Below are 16,491 nucleotides of genomic sequence, written 5' to 3'. Positions count from 1 at the left end.
GGCACAGATTGGCCCCAACGTCCGGAAGGCAATGGTGCGCCGGCGGATCGCGTTCCTGATGCAGGCGGCGGTGTCCGCCCTGGCGACCGGCTGCACCACCGTCGTCGGCGGCAGCGCGTCGCCCGCGGACCACGCCGGCCCGCTCCCCCAGCCTCCGGTGGCGGCCGCGTCCCTGGACGGCCTGCTGCTCGACGTGGGCGAGATCAATTCCTTGCTCACGGCCGGGATGCGGCTGCGCTATGGCACGCAGGCGATGTGGGACTGGAGCCCGACGTTCAGCGACACGAGCTGCCTGGCGATGGACGGCCCGGCCCAGGAAGCCGTCTACGCCGACACCGGCTGGACCGCGATGCGCGGACAACGCCTCGACGACAACTTCGATGACCCGAGTGTCCGCAACGATTCCGCCATCCAGGCCGTGATCGCCTATCCCTCCGCGCGCAAGGCCGACACGTTCTACGACACCTCGGTGCGACGGTGGTTCGGCTGCGCCAACCGCAAGTTTTCCGAACATCCCCCGGACAAGCCCGAAATCGTGTGGACGGTGGGCGAGGCGCATAAGGTCGACGGCACGCTGAGCACCTCCGAAATCCAGGAAGACAGCAACGGCTGGACCTGCCAGCGGGCGCTGACCGCGCGCAACAACGTCGTCATCGACGTCGCCACCTGCGGCTCCTTCCTGCCCGGCGGGTCGGCCGTCGACCTCGCCCAGCGGATCGCCGCCAGGGTCGCCAGGCAGTAGCCGGGCGTGCACCACCTCCTCGCCTCGGCCGGCGCCCGGGCGCTCCCATAAGCTGAGCGAGTGGCCGGCATCGACCTCAACGCCGATCTGGGCGAAGGCTTCGGCGTCTGGCGCCTAGGTGACGACGACGCCATGCTCGACATCGTCAGCAGCGCCAACGTGGCCTGCGGTTTCCATGCCGGCGACCCCGCGGGCCTGCTGCGGGTATGCCGGTCGGCCGCCCGGCGCGGGGTCCGCATCGGGGCCCAGGTGAGCTACCGCGACCTGGCCGGGTTCGGCAGGCGCTTCATCGACGTCGCCGCCGAGGACCTGGTCGCCGACGTGATGTATCAGATCGGCGCGCTGCAGGCCATGGCACACGCGGCCGGCTCGGCGGTGTGCTACGTGAAACCGCATGGCGCGCTCTACAACACGATCGTCACCCACACCGAGCAGGCCGCCGCCGTGGCCGAGGCGGTGCGGTTGGTGGATGCCGGACTGCCGGTGCTGGGCATGTCGGGCTCGGCGTTTTTCGACGAGGCCGTCCGCCGCGATTTGCGCACGGTCGCAGAGGCTTTCGCCGACCGAGCCTACCGGCCGGACGGCCGGCTGGTGTCCCGTCGGGAGCCAGGCGCGGTGCTGCACGACCCGGCGGCGATCGCCGACCGGGTGGCGACCCTCGTCACCTCGGGGCAGGTCACCGCGATCGACAGCACCCCGCTCACGCTGAAAGCGGAATCGGTTTGCGTGCACGGCGATTCACCGGGAGCCGTACAGATCGCCACCGCCGTTCGCGAACGCCTCGAGACGGCCGGCGTCGAGATCAAGGCCTTCTGCTGATGCGGCTGAAACTCGGCCGCCCAGACATCGCGCGGTATGCGGACCGGTTCGACGCGCCCGCCGCCGGTCCCGGCACGCCCTCGGTGACCTGGATGGGCGTGGCGACATTGCTGATCGACGACGGCTCGTCGGCGTTGATGACCGATGGCTACTTCTCCCGGCCCAGCCTGGCCAAGGTCGCCGCCGGAAAGGTGGCGCCGTCGCCGCCCCGCGTCGACGGATGCCTGGCCAGGGCCAAGGTCTCGCGGCTGGCGGCGGTCATTCCGGTGCACACGCACATCGACCACGTGCTGGACTCCGCGCTGGTCGCCGACCGCACCGGCGCGCAGCTGGTCGGCGGGCGGTCCGCGGCCAATGTCGGACGTGGGTACGGGCTGCCGGAGAACCGGATCGTCGTCGCGGTCGACGGCGAACCGATTCAGTTGGGCGCCTACGACGTGACCCTGATCGAATCGCACCACTGCCCGCCCGACCGTTTTCCCGGCGTCATCGACGAACCGGTGACCCCGCCGGTGAAGGCGTCGGCCTACCGATGCGGGGAGTCCTGGTCGACGCTGGTCCACCACCGGCCCACCGGCCGGCGGCTGCTGATCCAGGGCAGCGCCGGTTTCGTCAAGGGCGCCCTGGCCGGCCACCGCGCCGACGCCGTGTACCTATCCGTCGGGCAGCTGGGTCTGCAGCCGCGGTCATACATGATCGACTACTGGACCGAGACCGTGCGCGCGGTGGGGGCGCGCCGGGTGATCCTCATTCACTGGGACGACTTCTTCCGCCCGCTGACAAAACCGTTGCGCGCCTTGCCCTACGCGGTCGATGACCTGGACGTCTCGGTCGGCGTCCTCGACGAGCTGGCCGCACAGGACGGTGTCGCGGTGCACCTGCCCACGGTGTGGCGGGGCGAAGACCCATGGAAGTGAAGCGCTAGACGTTGGCCCTGACGCTTGCGTTGCTGCTGCTGGCTGTGGTCCTGGCCTTCGCGGTCGTGCGCCCCGGAGGCTGGCCCGAGGCGCTGGCCGCGGTCCCGGCGGCCCTGATCCTGATTGCGGTCGGCGCGATCTCGGTTCACCAGGCGGGCCAACAGATCGCCGACCTGTCCGGGGTGGTGGCATTCCTGGGTGCGGTGCTGGTGCTGGCCAAGCTGTGCGACGACGAAGGCCTGTTCGAGGCCGCGGGCGCGGCGATCACGCGGGGGCGGGTCGGGTCGGGCGGCCTGTTGCGGCGGGTGTTCGTCATCGCCTCGGCGATCACCGCGGTGCTCAGCCTGGACGCCGCCGTGGTGTTGCTGACGCCGGTGGTGCTGGCCGCCGTCCGGCGACAGCGCACCCGGGTGCGGCCGTACGCCTACGCCACCGCACACCTGGCCAACGGCGCCTCGCTGTTGCTGCCGGTGTCCAACCTGACCAACCTGCTGGCCTTCCACACCGCGAACATCTCGTTCACCAAGTTCACGCTGGTGATGGCGGCGCCGTGGGTGGGCGCTGTGGCCGTCCTCTACCTGATCTTCCGATGGTTCTTCGCCGGCGACCTTCGGGTGCAGCCGGATCCGAAGGAATCGGGCGCACCGCCGCGGCCGCCGGTGTTCGTGTTGGTGGTCGTCGCGCTGACGCTCGCCGGGTTCGCGGTGGCCCAGTCGGTGGGGATCGCGCCGGCCTGGGTGGCACTGTGCGGCGCCGCGGTGCTGGCCGTGCGCAGCCTGCGTCATCGACACACCTCGGTGGCCGACATCGCGCGCTCGGTCAACGTGTCGTTCCTGGTGTTCGTGCTGGCGCTGGGCGTCGTGGTGCAGGCGGTCATGCTCAACGGGATGGACCGGGCGATGAAGGCGGTGCTGCCGTCGGGTTCGGGGCTGCCCGCGTTGCTGGCCATCGCCGCGATAGCCGCCGCCCTGGCCAACGTCGTCAACAACCTGCCCGCCACGCTGGTGCTGCTGCCGCTGGTCGTGCCGAGTGGGCCGGTGGCGGTTCTGGCGGTGCTGATCGGGGTGAACATCGGCCCCAACCTGACCTACGTCGGTTCGCTGTCGAACCTGTTGTGGCGGCGCGTGTTACGCCAGCACGACGTCGACGCCGGGGTGGTCGAGTACACCCGGCTCGGCGTGTGCACGGTGCCCGCCTCGCTGACGGTGGCGGTGCTCGCGCTGTGGGGCTCGGCGCGGCTGTTGGGTCTCTAGGGCGCGGCGGAGCCGCAGGGGCCCGATCGGATGATCGACGCCAGCTCCTCGCGCGACTGCGCCCCCACCCGCTGGCAGGCCCGGTACACGTGGCCCTCCACGGTGCGCACCGACATCACCAGCTTCTCGGCGATCTCGCGGTTGGACAGACCGGCCGCCACCAGGTCGACGACAGCGCGCTGGCGGCCGGACAGCTTCAGGCCCGTCGGGGTGTGCAGCGCCGGGGTGTGCAAGCCACCGCACTCATCGGCCAGTTCCCTGGCCAGCGCCGCGGCGTAGAGCCCGCGGCGATGGTGTTGGCGTTGGTCGAACATCACCGCAGCCTGCGCCGCCGCGTCGGCGGCCGCGACCCGATCGCCTATGCCCCGGTACGCCGCCGACGCCGCCAGCAGGCCCTCACCGTTGCAGGCCGACAGCGCCTCCGCGTGCGATGCGACGGCGTCGGCCAGCGGCAGTCGCAGCGCCTCGGCCAGCTCTCGCGCCCGGGCCGCCTGCGAGGCATCGCCCCATTGCGCCGCCGCCTGGATACACGCCAGCTCGTGCGTGGGCTGGACCCGGTCGCGGGCAAGCCGCGCCGCCTCCGCCACGCATGCCACGGCCTCGCCCAACCGGCCGCTCGCGGCCATCGCCCACCCGTCGGCCAGCGACAGGCCGGTATGCATGAACAAAAAATCGGCCGGCACGCATGACCGCGCCGCGTCGACCGCGTCGTTCGCCTCGCCGGCCTGCCCGAGCTTGGCGTGCGCCTCGGCCAACGCGAAATAGCTCGCCGGGCGCAAACCCGTTGTCACATAGTGTGTTTGCACACCGGCCACGGCCTCGTGCACCAGCCTGGCCGCCTCGGCGACGGCGCCGCGAGCCAGCTCGGCGTTGCCCGAGAGGAGGGCCAGGTTCGCATACGCCAGACCCGGAATGTCGCGGGACGAATCGGCCAATTGTCTTGCCGTGCTGACGAATTCATCGATTCGACCGGTCAACCGGCAGGCGCGCCCGTAGACGGCGCCGAACCAGAACCGCATGTGTGAAGCCTGAAACGACGTCGTCGCCCGCCGTAGCGTCTGCTCGGCCACCCCGGCGAGCTCGTCGACCTGACCCAGCGCCCCCATCGCCATGATCAACGCGAGCGAGGCCATCATCGCGTGGAAGCCCGGGAGCTCGGGGAAAGCCAGGGCAGCTCGCGCGTTGTCGGCCGCGCGCTCACAGCGCGCCGCTGCCGCATCCAGGCACGCCTGCACCGCCAACCGCTCCGCCCGCTGGCCCGGCGTCTCTGAATTCGACGAGGCAAGACGGTCGAGGATCGTCGCCGCGTCTGCGGGGTTGAACAGATTCCACATCAGGTTGGCCGCCCGCACGGTCGCCCAGTGGTGGCCGTCGGGCTCGTCGTCATCGGCCATCGCGCGCAGCGCCGACTCGGCCGGCTCGCCCCGCCCGAGCAGCGCCAGGTTCATCGCCCGCACCCCCGCCGCCCCGGGCGCACCGGCTTGCGCGGCGGCGGTGGCGAACCGGTCGGCCAGATCCAGGTCCAGCAGGGTCATCGCATGCCGTGCCGATTCCAGGTACAGCGCGGGATCGGGATCGAGGTCGGACTCGAGACGTAGCAGGGCGCGGCGCACGGTGGCCTGCACGTCGGCGTCGCCGTCGACGCCCAGCCGCGCCGCCAGCCTGCCCCGGATTTCCGACAGATACAGCTCGCCGGCGCTCGCGCGGCGCAGCTCCCCGAACAGCGGGTGGGCAAGCCTGGCCATCAACCCGGCGCCGGTGCGTTCGACATTCACCAGGCCCATCCGCTCGGCTGCCGCCAGGTCGGCGCGCCGGGCCAAATCGCACAGCACCGCCACCGGCAGCGGCTCGCACTGCGACAGCGTGTCGATCACCAACGCGATTTCCGGGCTGAGCCCACCCATTTGGCGGCCCACTATGTCGGACAGGCTCGCCGAGACCGCAACGCCGCCGTCCCACATCCACACCCCGGCGGTTTTCCGCATCCGCCCGGCGGCCACCTGATCGGCCAGCAGCTGCCGCAGGAACAGCGCGTTACCGCCGGTCAGCTTCTGGAACCGCATCGCGCTGCGCGCCTCGACCGGACCACCCAGTTTGCTCTCGATGACCTCGCGTGTCGCCGTTGCCGAAAACGGTTTGAGATCAAACCTTGCCAACAGCCCGTCTTTCCACAGCGCCGTCACCGCGTCCGGTTCGTCACTGCCGGTACGGACGGTGACCACAAGCCGGACCCCACCCGATTGCGCCAACTGGTGCACGACGAGCGCAGACAGGCCGTCCAGCAGGTGCGCGTCGTCCACCCCTACCAGCACGCGGCGCTGACGCTGTTGTGCGACAAACGAATTGATCACCCGTCGCACGTCGGTTAAAGGATTCGACTGCGCCGCATTCATGGCCTCGGTCATCACACCGATGAACGCTCCCAGCGGCAGCGCCTGCGCCGAGTCGGTGCCCACGATCCACGTGGTCCGCTCCCCCGCCGTTTCGGCGCGCCGCAGCACCTCATGGGCGAGCCAGGTCTTGCCCACGCCGGCGGCTCCGGCGATCACCACGCCCACGTGGTTGCCGCCCGCGCCCAGTGCGCGGCGGATCATTCCCAGTTCGCTGTCGCGTCCGGCCTGCGGCTCGGCGCCGATCACTCGGCGACTATAACGGTGCGCGCGCGCTTTCCGGGTTGCTTTGTCGGCGTTCGGGGTCTCGCCTGTGGTCGCCGCGGGTGGCAATGGCGTAGTCGACTACGCTGTCGGCCCCCCGATCGGGTCAAGAGCATGGTTTCTGTCGGATATGCGCTCAGCACAGGCGGTGGGCTATGGCACAGATCGGTAATCACGCATTGGTATTGGGAGCGAGCATGGCCGGTCTGGTGGCCGCGCGCGCGCTCAGCGAGTTCTTCGACACTGTCACGGTGGTGGAACGCGACCCGCTGCCCGACCTCCCGCCCGAAACCGCCGCCGCTCGCCGGGGCGTGCCGCACGGCCGCCACCTGCATGCCCTGCTGCCGCGCGGCGCTGTCGTCCTCGAGCAGTTGTTCCCCGGCGTCCTCGACACGATGGTCATCGACGGCGCACACCATTTCGATGGCAGTGACCTCTCGCAGCTGTACTACCGCATGGGCGAGCATCTGATGGTGCGCTCGGGCGGCGCCCCCTCCTTCGCCGCTTACCTGGCCACCCGACCGTTCCTCGAGGAACACGTCCGTGCGCAACTGCGCCGCATCCCCAACATCACGCTGCTGGACGAACACGACATCGTGGACCTGGCCACGACACCTGACCGCCGCCGCGTGACCGGCGCCCGGCTGGTCGACCGTTGCACCCGCCACGACGTCACGCTGCACGCGGACCTGGTGCTCGATGCCACCGGCCGCGGCGCCCGCACCCCGGCGTGGCTGAACGCCCTGGGCTACCAGCGTCCGCCCGAGATTCAGGTACCGGTGCACCTGACCTACGTGAGCCAACGCCTGCGCATGACACCCGGCGCGCTGCACGAATCCGGCTTCCTCGTCGGAGCAGTGCCGGGCCGTCCGCGCGGGCTGGGCATGCTGCGCTCGGAGAACGACACCTGGATGCTCACCGTCTATGGCATAGCGGGCCACGGGCCGCGGCCGGACCTGACGTCGATGTGCGAGTTCGTCGAGGACTGTGCACCGGCTCATCTGCTGGCCGCCGTCCGAGCCGCCGAACCTGTCGGTGAGCCCACCCGGCACTGTCAGCCGTCCAGCCGGTGGCGCCGCTACGACAAGATCCGGCGCTTTCCCGAAGGCCTGCTGGTCATCGGCGACGCGATCTGCAGCTTCAATCCGATCTACGGCCAGGGCATGACGGTCGCCGCGCTCGAGGGAGTGGCGCTGCGCGACTGCTTGGCCGACGGCACACAGGATTTGGCGCGGCGATTCTTCCGGGCCGCCGCGGTACCGATCCGTCAGGCGTGGGAGCTGTCGGCCAACCCCGATCTGTGCCTCCCCGAAATCGAGGGCACGCCAACGCTGCTCACCCGGGGGCTCAACGCCTACGTCGATCGCATACTCACCGCGACCGAATACGATCCCGTCGCGGTCGATCGGTTCCTCAGGGTCACCGGGCTCATCGATCCCGCTTCGCGGCTGCTGGGCCCGGGCATGATGTGGCGGGCCGCCCTGGCCCACCGTCGCCGGGCGCGACACGGCGCCGCGCAGCCGGCTCGCGGGGACGGCGACCTGGCCGGCAGCGTGTCCCGCTAGCCGCGCCGGTAGGCCGTCGGCAACGGCATCGCCAGTTCGGCGAGCACGGCGCGCGCCAGCGTCGGATAGTCGGTGATGATGCCGTCGACGCCGAAGCCGATCTGCTGACGCATGGCGGCGGCGTCGTCGACGGTCCACGGAATCACCTTGAGCCCCAGTGCATGCGCTCGGTCGACGTACGGCCCGCCGCCGACCAGCCGGTAGTCGGGTGACACGATGCCGGCGCCCACTAACCGCGCGCCGACCAGCGGATCGCCGATGAGTGCCGGGCTCTCGCCGGCCAGCCAGGGCGAGTCCGGTGCCCAGGTGTGCTCGTCATACAGGGCCACCAACGGGATTGCCGGCTCGGCGCTGCGCACCATCGGCAGGGTGCGCCAGTCGAAGCTCTGAATCTCCACCCGGTCGACCTTGCCCGCCGACCTGACCGCGGCCAGTATCACGTCGACGAACTCTTGCGGTTCGGCCGACGCGCCGGGCCGGTCGGCCTCCACCTTGGTTTCGATGTTGTAGCGGATCGCATCGGCGCGGTAGGAGTCGGCGAGCGCAAATACCTGCGGCAGCGTCGCAATCCTGTTGCCCCGCACCACTTCGGCCCGGGGGAAGTCATCCAGCGGGCGCCCACAGTCCAAGGTGTCGACCTGCGCCAGGGTGAGCTCGTGCACGAGCTTGCCGACGTACGGGTATTGCGGGTCACCAACGACCGCGGGAGCGGTGTCGGCGCACTTGTCGGCCTGGATCACCGGGTCATGCCACACCAGCGGTTGTCGGTCCTTGGTCAGCACGATGTCGAGTTCCAGAGTGCTGACGCCTAATTCGAGCGACTTGGCGAAAGCGCGCAGCGATTCCTCGGTGGTCTCTCCGCGTCCCCCGCGGTGGGCCTGCAAATCGAAGTCGCCGGCCTGGGCGCCAGCAGCGACAACCGGCCACAGCGCGACGGCCAGCAGCACCACCACCAGCACGGCAAGAAGACGCGCGGGCCGGCCGGGCATCGGAGTTATCTCCTGCGCTGGCGCGTGATTTCGGCGAGCACCACCCCGGCGGCCACCGACGCGTTCAGCGATTCGGTGTTGCCGGCCATCGGGATGGACACGACTTCGTCGCAGTTCTGCCGCACCAACCGCGACAGCCCCTTACCTTCCGAGCCGACGACGACCACCAGCGGATCGGTGCCGTCGATGTCGTCGAGCGTGGTGTCACCGTCTGCGTCCAGCCCCATCACCCGCAACCCGCGGCCGGCCCAATCGGCCAGTGTCCGAGTCAGATTGGTGGCGCGCGCCACCGGGATGCGGGCCGCGGCCCCGGCGCTGGTGCGCCACGCCACCGCCGTCACCGAGGCGGACCGCCGCTGCGGGATCAGCACCCCGTGGCCGCCGAACGCCGCCACCGAACGGACGATGGCGCCCAGGTTGCGGGGGTCGGAGATGTTGTCCAGGGCCACCAGCAACGCCGGCGGCGAGGCAAGCGCGGCGGCCACCAGATCGTCGGGGTGGGCGTAGTCGTAGGGCGGCACCTGCAGGGCGATTCCCTGATGCAGGTGGTTGCTGGTCATCCGGTCCAGATCGGTACGCGGCACCTCGAGGATGGAGATGCCCGAATCTGCTGCCCGGGTGACGGATTCGGTGAGCCGTTCGTCGGCCTCGGTGCCCAGCGCCACGTAGAGCGCGGTGGCCGGCACCCCGGCGCGCAGGCATTCCAGTACCGGGTTGCGGCCCAGCACCGTCTCGACTTCGTCGGTCCGCCCCCGCGCCGGCCGGCGGCTCTGGGCCTTGGCGCGCTTGGCTGCCGGATGGTTGGGACGCAGGTGCGCGGGCGGGGTGGGGCCGCGGCCTTCCAGGCCGCGGCGGCGCTGGCCGCCCGAACCTACGGTTGGGCCCTTTTTGGTGCCCTCCTTGCGGATCGCCCCACGGCGACGCGAGTTGCCGGCCATCTACTTGTCGCGCTTGTCTTCATGGGCCGACAGCTCCCACTGCGGTCCGTCGGCGGTATCGGTGACCTCGATGCCGGCGTACTTGAGCCGGTCGCGGATCTCGTCGGCGAGCGCCCAGTTGCGTTGCTCGCGCGCCTTCTGCCGATTCTCCAGCTCCGCCTGGACCAGCACGTCGACGGCGGCCAGCGCCGCCGACGTTTCGTCGCGGGTCTCCCAGCGTTCGTCCAGTGGGTCGCAACCCAGGATGCCCATCATCGCGCGGATCGCGCGCGCATGTTGCAGTGCGCCTTCGTGATCGCCGGAGTCCAGCGCCCGGTTGCCTTCGGCCCGGGCGTGATGCACTTCGGCCAGCGCGGCCGGCACCGCCAGGTCGTCGTTGAGGGCTTCGGCGAACCGCGGGGTCCATTGCCCGGGTTCGACGCCGCCGACCCGCACCCGAACGCGGTGCAGAAACTCCTCAACGCCGACATAGGCTTTCACGGCGTCCTGCAGGGCGTTGTCGGAGAATTCCAGCATCGACCGGTAATGGGCGCTGCCCAGGTAGTAGCGCAGTTCGGCGGCGCGCACCCGCTGCAGCAGCGCCGGTACGGCCAGCACGTTGCCCAGCGACTTGCTCATCTTCTCGCCGCCCATCGTCACCCAGCCGTTGTGCAGCCAGTAGCGGGCGAATCGGTCGCCGGCGGCGCGGCTCTGGGCGATCTCGTTCTCGTGGTGCGGGAAAACCAAATCCATTCCGCCGCAATGGATGTCGAATTCGGGCCCCAGATAGGTGCGGGCCATGGCGGAGCATTCCAGGTGCCAGCCCGGGCGTCCGCGGCCCCACGGGGTGGGCCAGGACGGCTCGCCGGGCTTGGCGGCCTTCCACAGGGTGAAGTCCCGCTGATCGCGTTTGCAGGTGGCCACGCCCTCGCCCTGATGGACGTCGTCGATCCGGTGCCCGGACAGCTGCCCGTATTCGGGATAGCTGAGCACATCGAAGTAGACATCACCGCCGGCGGCGTAGGCGTGATCGGTTTCGATCAGCCTGTCCATCAATTCGATCATCTGGGGGATGTGCCCGGTGGCTCGCGGTTCGGCCGACGGCGGCAGCACGTCCAGGGCGTCGTAGGCGGCGGAAAAGGCGCGCTCATAGGTGGCCGCCCATTCCCACCATGGCCTGCCCGCCGCGGCGGCCTTGTTGAGAATCTTGTCGTCGATGTCGGTGACGTTGCGGATGAACGCGACGTCGCAGCCGCGCGCGATCAGCCACCGGCGCAGGATGTCGAAGGCCACCCCGCTGCGGACATGGCCGATGTGTGGCAACCCCTGGACGGTGGCGCCACACAGGTAGATGGAGACGTGACCCTCGCGCAGCGGAATGAAGTCACGCACGGCGCCGGTTGCCGTGTCGTGTAGCCGCAAACGGGCGTCATCGGTCACGACGTGCCAGCTTACCGGGTAGTTCTCCGGCGCCCGGCGGTGCGCGGGCTTACCCGGTGGCGATCACCAGCGCGGTGGCGATGGCGGCGATGCCCTCACCGCGTCCGGTCAGCCCTAACCCGTCGGTCGTCGTGGCCGCCACCGAGACCGGCGCACCCAGCAATTCGGACAGCAGCCGCTGTGCCTCGTCGCGACGTGGACCGACTTTGGGCCTGTTCCCGATGACCTGCACGGCGGCGTTGCCGACCCGGAAGCCTTGCCGCGAAGCCAGGTCCGCGACGTGGCGCAGCATGTCGGCGCCACTGACGCCTTTCCAGCGCGGATCGTCGACCCCGAACACCGCACCCACGTCGCCCAGCCCGGCCGCCGACAGCACCGCATCGCACAGCGCGTGCGCCCCCACGTCGCCGTCGGAATGGCCCGCACAGCCATCGGCGTCGTCGAAAAGCAGACCCAGCAGCCAGCACGGCCGTCCGAGTTCGATGGGGTGCACGTCGACGCCCAGGCCGACCCTCGGCAGCGCGGTCATCGGCGCACCACGGTCTCGGCCAGCAACAAGTCGAGCTGGGTGGTGATCTTGAATGCCAGCGGGTCGCCGTCGACCACCTGTACCCGGCCGCCGACGTGCTCGACCAGCGACGCGTCGTCGGTGAAACCGGCGCCACCACCGGCCTGATAGGCCCCGTAGGCGCGCAGCAGCAGGTCGGTGGCGAAGCCCTGCGGCGTCTGCACGGCGCGCAAACCGGCGCGCTCGGGTGTCCCCAGCACCACGCCGTTGGCGTCCACGGCCTTGATCGTGTCATGCAGGCGCAGCCCGGGCACCACGGCGTCGTGACCGGCCCGCAGCGCCGCCACCACGCGGGTGACCAGCGCCGGCGGCGTGAGCGCCCGGGCGGCGTCGTGAACCAGCACGAACTCGGGCGCCGCCAACGGGAGGGCCGCCAGGGCCAGCTTGACGGATTCGGTGCGGTCGGGCCCGCCGGCGACGACGGTGGTTCGCCCGGCGCCGACGTGGCCATCCAGAACCTGGTTGGCCTCGTCGATGCGCCCGGCGGGAACCGCGACCACGACTTGGTCGACAACCCCGGAGTCCAGCAAGCCGGCGACGGCGCGCTGCAGCAGCGTGCGGCCGTCAACCAAACAAAATGCCTTGGGAATTCCTGCGGCCAGTCGCTGCCCCGACCCTGCGGCGGGGACGACTGCGACTACTTTGCCTGAGGTGCCCGTCTCCGGGGCCACCGAAGTGTCAGGGCCTTCAGGAAGCGGCGGCCAGAACCTCGTCGAGGATGGTCTCCGCCTTGGCGTCGTCGGTGCTCTCGGCCAGCGCCAACTCACCGACCAGGATCTGACGGGCCTTGGCCAGCATCCGCTTCTCGCCGGCCGACAGACCGCGCTCCTGATCGCGACGCCACAGGTCGCGGACTACCTCGGCCACCTTGTTGACGTCGCCGGAAGCAAGCTTTTCGAGATTCGCCTTGTAGCGGCGCGACCAGTTCGTCGGCTCTTCGGTGTGCGGGGCGCGCAGCACCTGGAAAACCTTGTCCAGACCTTCTTGTCCGACCACGTCGCGGACACCCACATACTCAGCGTTCTCGGCGGGAACTCGAACCGTCAGGTCACCCTGCGCCACCTTCAGGACGAGATATTCTTTCTGTTCCCCTTTGATCGTCCGGGTTTCGATCGCCTCGACTAACGCAGCACCGTGATGCGGGTATACAACGGTGTCGCCGACCTTGAAGATCATCTGATTCGAGCCCCTTTCGTTACTTCATCCTAACACGGCCGCCTAACTACGCGCGAAGCAACGATGCAGGTCAGGGGCACAACACGCGCAGATTAGGGGTTGACATGGGGAGCAAGTCGTGCAGTGCAGCACATTACCAACGTCGACGACGTGGCCCTGCGGTGGTCCGTCAGTGGTCCGTCAGTGGTCCGTCAGGGGTCGGTCAGGGGCACGTACCGGCGCTCCTGCGCTGGTCTGGCGCCCCGCGCTATCGCGCGCGGGGCGTCCCTACTACTGTGCATAGTTGCATCAGTCGAACCGGCTCAGCAGGAGGCCTGAGAGAGTGAACCGCTTCAAGATCCGCCTCGGCCTTCCCGCGCTCGCCGTCGCCGGGGTGACGGCCGTGCTGGCCGCTCTGCTCAGCGGTTGCGGAGCCGGTCAGGTGTCGCAGATGGCGGTGCAGGAGCCGGCCGTCAACGGCAACAAGGTCACGTTCAACAACGTCGCCCTGCGCGACATCAGGATCCAGGCCTACCAAACCGGCGATTACCTGCAGCCGGGCCGGAGCGTGGACCTGGTGCTGGTGGCCGTCAACCTCTCCCCGACCTCCGCCGACCGGCTGGTCGGCATCACCACCGACATCGGCACGGTGACGGTCAGCGGCGACACCCGGCTGCCGGCCGGCGGGTCGCTGTTCATCGGCACGCCAGAGGGGCAGAAGGTGGCGCCGGGCCCGGTCGGGTCCAACACCGCCGCGGCCAAGGCGACCGTCAACCTGGCCAAGCCGATCTCCAACGGCCTCACCTACAACTTCACCTTCAGCTTCGAAAAGGCCGGCCAGGGCAGCGTCGCGGTGCCGATTTCGGCCGGGTTGGCGCCTCAGCAAAACCAAGCGGGGTAACCGCCTGTCGTGACTCGGGCTTGTCGTAGGGGCTCGCTACCGTCATGACGTGGCAACTGCGCGCTCGCAATACCGCTGTTCGGAATGCCGGCATGTCACCGCGAAGTGGGTCGGCCGCTGCATGGAGTGCGGCACCTGGGGCACCGTCGACGAGGTCCCAGTTCTCAGCGCGGTCGCCGGCCGTCGCGGCGGCCTGGCCACGGCGTCACCGGCCGTGCCCATCACGTCCATCGAGCCGAGCGCGAGCCGGCACCGCACGACGGGGGTAGGCGAACTCGACCGGGTGCTCGGTGGCGGCGTGGTGCCCGGCTCGGTCACACTGCTGGCCGGCGATCCCGGGGTGGGTAAGTCGACGCTGCTGCTCGAGGTGGCACACCGCTGGGCGGGATCCGGCCGCCGCGCACTGTACGTCTCCGGCGAGGAGTCCGCGGGCCAGATCCGGCTGCGCGCGGACCGCATCGGCTGCGGCAGCGACGAGCTCTATCTGGCCGCCGAATCCGACCTGCACACCGTGCTCGAGCACATCGCCACGGTGCGGCCCGCGCTGGTGATCGTGGACTCGGTGCAGACCATGTCCACCACCGAGGCCGACGGGGTGGCCGGCGGGGTCACGCAGGTGCGCGCGGTGACCTCCGCGCTGACCGCCGCCGCCAAAACCAACGGAGTCGCGCTGATCCTGGTCGGGCACGTCACCAAGGACGGGGCCATCGCCGGGCCGCGCTCCCTGGAGCACCTCGTCGACGTGGTGCTGCACTTCGAAGGCGACCGCAACGGCTCGCTGCGCATGGTCCGCGGGATCAAGAACCGATTCGGGGCGGCCGACGAGGTCGGGTGTTTCCTGTTGCACGACAACGGGATCGAGGGCGTCGCCGACCCGTCGAACCTGTTCCTGGATCAGCGTCCGGCCCCGGTTCCGGGCACCGCGATCACCGTGACGCTCGACGGGAAACGGCCGCTGATCGGCGAGGTGCAGGCCCTGTTGGCCACCCCTGCCGGCGGTTCACCGCGGCGCGCGGTCAGCGGCATCGACCATTCCCGGGCGGCGATGATCACCGCGGTGCTGGACAAGCACGCCAAGCTGCCGGTGTCTATCAACGACATCTACCTGTCCACCGTGGGCGGCATGCGGCTGACCGATCCGTCGTCGGACCTGGCCGTCGCGGTCGCGCTGGCCTCGGCGCTGGCCGACCTGCCGCTGCCCACCACGGCGGTGATGATCGGCGAGGTGGGGCTGGCCGGGGACCTACGGCGGGTCAGCGGCATGGAGCGGCGCCTGTCCGAGGCCGCACGCCAGGGCTTCAGCATCGCGCTCATCCCGGACGGGGACGATCCCCGGCGCGAGATCGTGCCGAACGGGATGCGGGCGCTGCGGGCACCCACCATCGTGGCGGCGCTGCAGCACATGATCGACATCGCCGACCACCGCGGCCGCAAGCCCGCAAACGTGCGCTGGCTGGACGGACGGCGCGTTGGGCCTGAAGAATGACACGTTGTGACTCGTCCGACGCTGCGTGAAACTGTCGCCCGCCTGGCTCCGGGCACCGGGCTGCGCGACGGCCTGGAACGCATCCTGCGTGGCCGTACCGGCGCGCTGATCGTGCTCGGCAACGACGAGGCCGTCGAGGCCATCTGCGACGGCGGTTTCGCCCTGGATGTGCGCTACGCACCCACCCGGCTACGCGAGCTGGCGAAAATGGACGGCGCCGTCGTGCTGTCCACGGACGGCAGCCGCATCGTGCGGGCCAACGTGCAACTGGTCCCGGACCCGTCCATCTCCACCGACGAGTCGGGAACCCGGCACCGCTCCGCCGAGCGGGCCGCAATCCAGACCGGATACCCGGTGATCTCGGTGAGCCACTCGATGAACATCGTCACCGTCTACGTGGGCGGGGAGCGCCACGTGGTGGCCGACTCGGCGACCATCCTATCGCGGGCCAACCAGGCCATCGCCACCCTGGAGCGTTACAAGACCCGGCTCGACGAGGTCAGCAGGCAGCTGTCGCGCGCCGAGATCGAGGACTTCGTCACCCTGCGCGACGTCATGACGGTGGTGCAACGCCTCGAGCTGGTCCGGCGGATCGGCCAGGTGATCGACAACGACGTGGTCGAACTCGGCACCGACGGGCGCCAACTGCGGCTGCAGCTCGACGAGCTGCTGGGCGACAATGACAACGCCCGCGAATTGATCGTGCGCGACTATCACGCCAGCCCGGAGCCGTTGTCGGAGGTACAGATGACGGCCACGCTGGACGAGCTGGATGCGCTGTCGGATACCGAACTGCTTGACTTCACCATCCTGGCAAAGGTTTTCGGCTATCCGACGACCACCGAGGCGCAGGATTCGGCGGTCAGTCCGCGCGGCTACCGGGCGCTGGCCGGCATTCCGCGGCTGCAGTTCGCCCACGCCGACCTACTGGTCCGTTCGTTCGGGACGCTGCAGAACGTGCTGGCGGCCAGCGCCACCGACCTGCAATCGGTCGACGGCATCGGCGCGATGTGGGCCCGGCACGTGCGGGAAGGACTGTCCCAGCTGGCCGAGTCGACGATCACCGACTCATTGAGCTAGGTGAG

Annotated in this window: 15 protein-coding genes; 8 read left to right on the top strand and 7 right to left on the bottom strand. The window is 69.9% G+C overall.

Annotated elements, in window-relative coordinates; all coding sequences use genetic code 11:
- Positions 1–31 precede the first annotated feature (31 nt).
- From ACIUM1_RS17370 to ACIUM1_RS17355, 4 genes are read left to right on the top strand one after another with little or no spacing between them, the layout of a single operon-like run.
- On the top strand, positions 32–742 hold the full coding sequence (locus tag ACIUM1_RS17370; RefSeq protein ID WP_406813865.1) for a sensor domain-containing protein: 711 nt from the start codon (positions 32–34) through the stop codon (positions 740–742).
- Between the two features lie 60 nt (positions 743–802).
- A complete protein-coding gene (locus tag ACIUM1_RS17365; protein WP_406813864.1) occupies positions 803–1,561 on the top strand; it encodes a LamB/YcsF family protein in 759 nt (252 codons plus the stop codon).
- Positions 1,561–2,478, top strand: coding sequence for an MBL fold metallo-hydrolase (locus ACIUM1_RS17360; protein ID WP_406813863.1), 918 nt, complete (start codon positions 1,561–1,563; stop codon positions 2,476–2,478). The genes ACIUM1_RS17365 and ACIUM1_RS17360 overlap by 1 nt, the downstream gene beginning before the upstream one ends.
- An 11-nt stretch (positions 2,479–2,489) precedes the next feature.
- A complete protein-coding gene (locus tag ACIUM1_RS17355) occupies positions 2,490–3,731 on the top strand; it encodes an SLC13 family permease (protein ID WP_406813862.1) in 1,242 nt (413 codons plus the stop codon).
- Here ACIUM1_RS17355 and ACIUM1_RS17350 read toward each other — a convergent pair.
- Complete coding sequence (locus tag ACIUM1_RS17350) at positions 3,728–6,370, bottom strand: LuxR C-terminal-related transcriptional regulator (protein WP_406813861.1); 2,643 nt, start codon at positions 6,368–6,370, stop codon at positions 3,728–3,730. The genes ACIUM1_RS17355 and ACIUM1_RS17350 overlap by 4 nt on opposite strands.
- 170 nt (positions 6,371–6,540) lie before the next feature.
- Between ACIUM1_RS17350 and ACIUM1_RS17345 the strand changes: the two genes are divergently transcribed.
- A complete protein-coding gene (locus tag ACIUM1_RS17345; RefSeq protein WP_406813860.1) occupies positions 6,541–7,950 on the top strand; it encodes an FAD-dependent oxidoreductase in 1,410 nt (469 codons plus the stop codon).
- Here the strand turns inward: ACIUM1_RS17345 and ACIUM1_RS17340 are convergent.
- From ACIUM1_RS17340 to carD, 6 genes are read right to left on the bottom strand one after another with little or no spacing between them, the layout of a single operon-like run.
- A complete protein-coding gene (locus ACIUM1_RS17340; RefSeq protein ID WP_406813859.1) occupies positions 7,947–8,939 on the bottom strand; it encodes a glycerophosphodiester phosphodiesterase in 993 nt (330 codons plus the stop codon). The genes ACIUM1_RS17345 and ACIUM1_RS17340 overlap by 4 nt on opposite strands.
- Before the next feature lie 5 nt (positions 8,940–8,944).
- Complete coding sequence (gene rlmB / locus ACIUM1_RS17335; protein ID WP_406813858.1) at positions 8,945–9,877, bottom strand: 23S rRNA (guanosine(2251)-2'-O)-methyltransferase RlmB; 933 nt, start codon at positions 9,875–9,877, stop codon at positions 8,945–8,947.
- Positions 9,878–11,296, bottom strand: a complete 1,419-nt coding sequence (cysS, locus tag ACIUM1_RS17330; RefSeq protein ID WP_406813857.1) for a cysteine--tRNA ligase — start codon at positions 11,294–11,296, stop codon at positions 9,878–9,880.
- A 49-nt stretch (positions 11,297–11,345) separates the two neighbouring features.
- Positions 11,346–11,825: a 2-C-methyl-D-erythritol 2,4-cyclodiphosphate synthase gene (ispF, locus tag ACIUM1_RS17325; protein WP_406813856.1), complete on the bottom strand. Its 480-nt coding sequence runs from the start codon at positions 11,823–11,825 to the stop codon at positions 11,346–11,348.
- Positions 11,822–12,535, bottom strand: a complete 714-nt coding sequence (gene ispD / locus ACIUM1_RS17320; RefSeq protein WP_406813855.1) for a 2-C-methyl-D-erythritol 4-phosphate cytidylyltransferase — start codon at positions 12,533–12,535, stop codon at positions 11,822–11,824. Before ispD ends, ispF begins: the two co-directional genes overlap by 4 nt.
- 16 nt (positions 12,536–12,551) lie before the next feature.
- The gene (gene carD, locus ACIUM1_RS17315; protein ID WP_003419482.1) at positions 12,552–13,040 is read right to left on the bottom strand and encodes an RNA polymerase-binding transcription factor CarD; all 489 of its coding nucleotides are present in this window, start codon (positions 13,038–13,040) and stop codon (positions 12,552–12,554) included.
- Positions 13,041–13,362: 322 nt separating this feature from the next.
- On the opposite strand from carD, the gene ACIUM1_RS17310 reads away from it, so the two are divergent.
- From ACIUM1_RS17310 to disA, 3 genes are read left to right on the top strand one after another with little or no spacing between them, the layout of a single operon-like run.
- Complete coding sequence (locus tag ACIUM1_RS17310; RefSeq protein ID WP_406813854.1) at positions 13,363–13,920, top strand: hypothetical protein; 558 nt, start codon at positions 13,363–13,365, stop codon at positions 13,918–13,920.
- Positions 13,921–13,969: 49 nt separating this feature from the next.
- A complete protein-coding gene (gene radA, locus ACIUM1_RS17305; RefSeq protein WP_406813853.1) occupies positions 13,970–15,406 on the top strand; it encodes a DNA repair protein RadA in 1,437 nt (478 codons plus the stop codon).
- A 6-nt stretch (positions 15,407–15,412) separates the two neighbouring features.
- Complete coding sequence (disA, locus tag ACIUM1_RS17300) at positions 15,413–16,486, top strand: DNA integrity scanning diadenylate cyclase DisA (RefSeq protein ID WP_406813852.1); 1,074 nt, start codon at positions 15,413–15,415, stop codon at positions 16,484–16,486.
- The last annotated feature ends 5 nt before the right edge of the window (positions 16,487–16,491 follow it).

Origin of the sequence: Mycobacterium sp. M23085 (assembly GCF_045343915.1) — a bacterium.
Classification (GTDB): domain Bacteria; phylum Actinomycetota; class Actinomycetes; order Mycobacteriales; family Mycobacteriaceae; genus Mycobacterium.
This window is presented reverse-complemented; position numbering and strand designations above follow the sequence as displayed.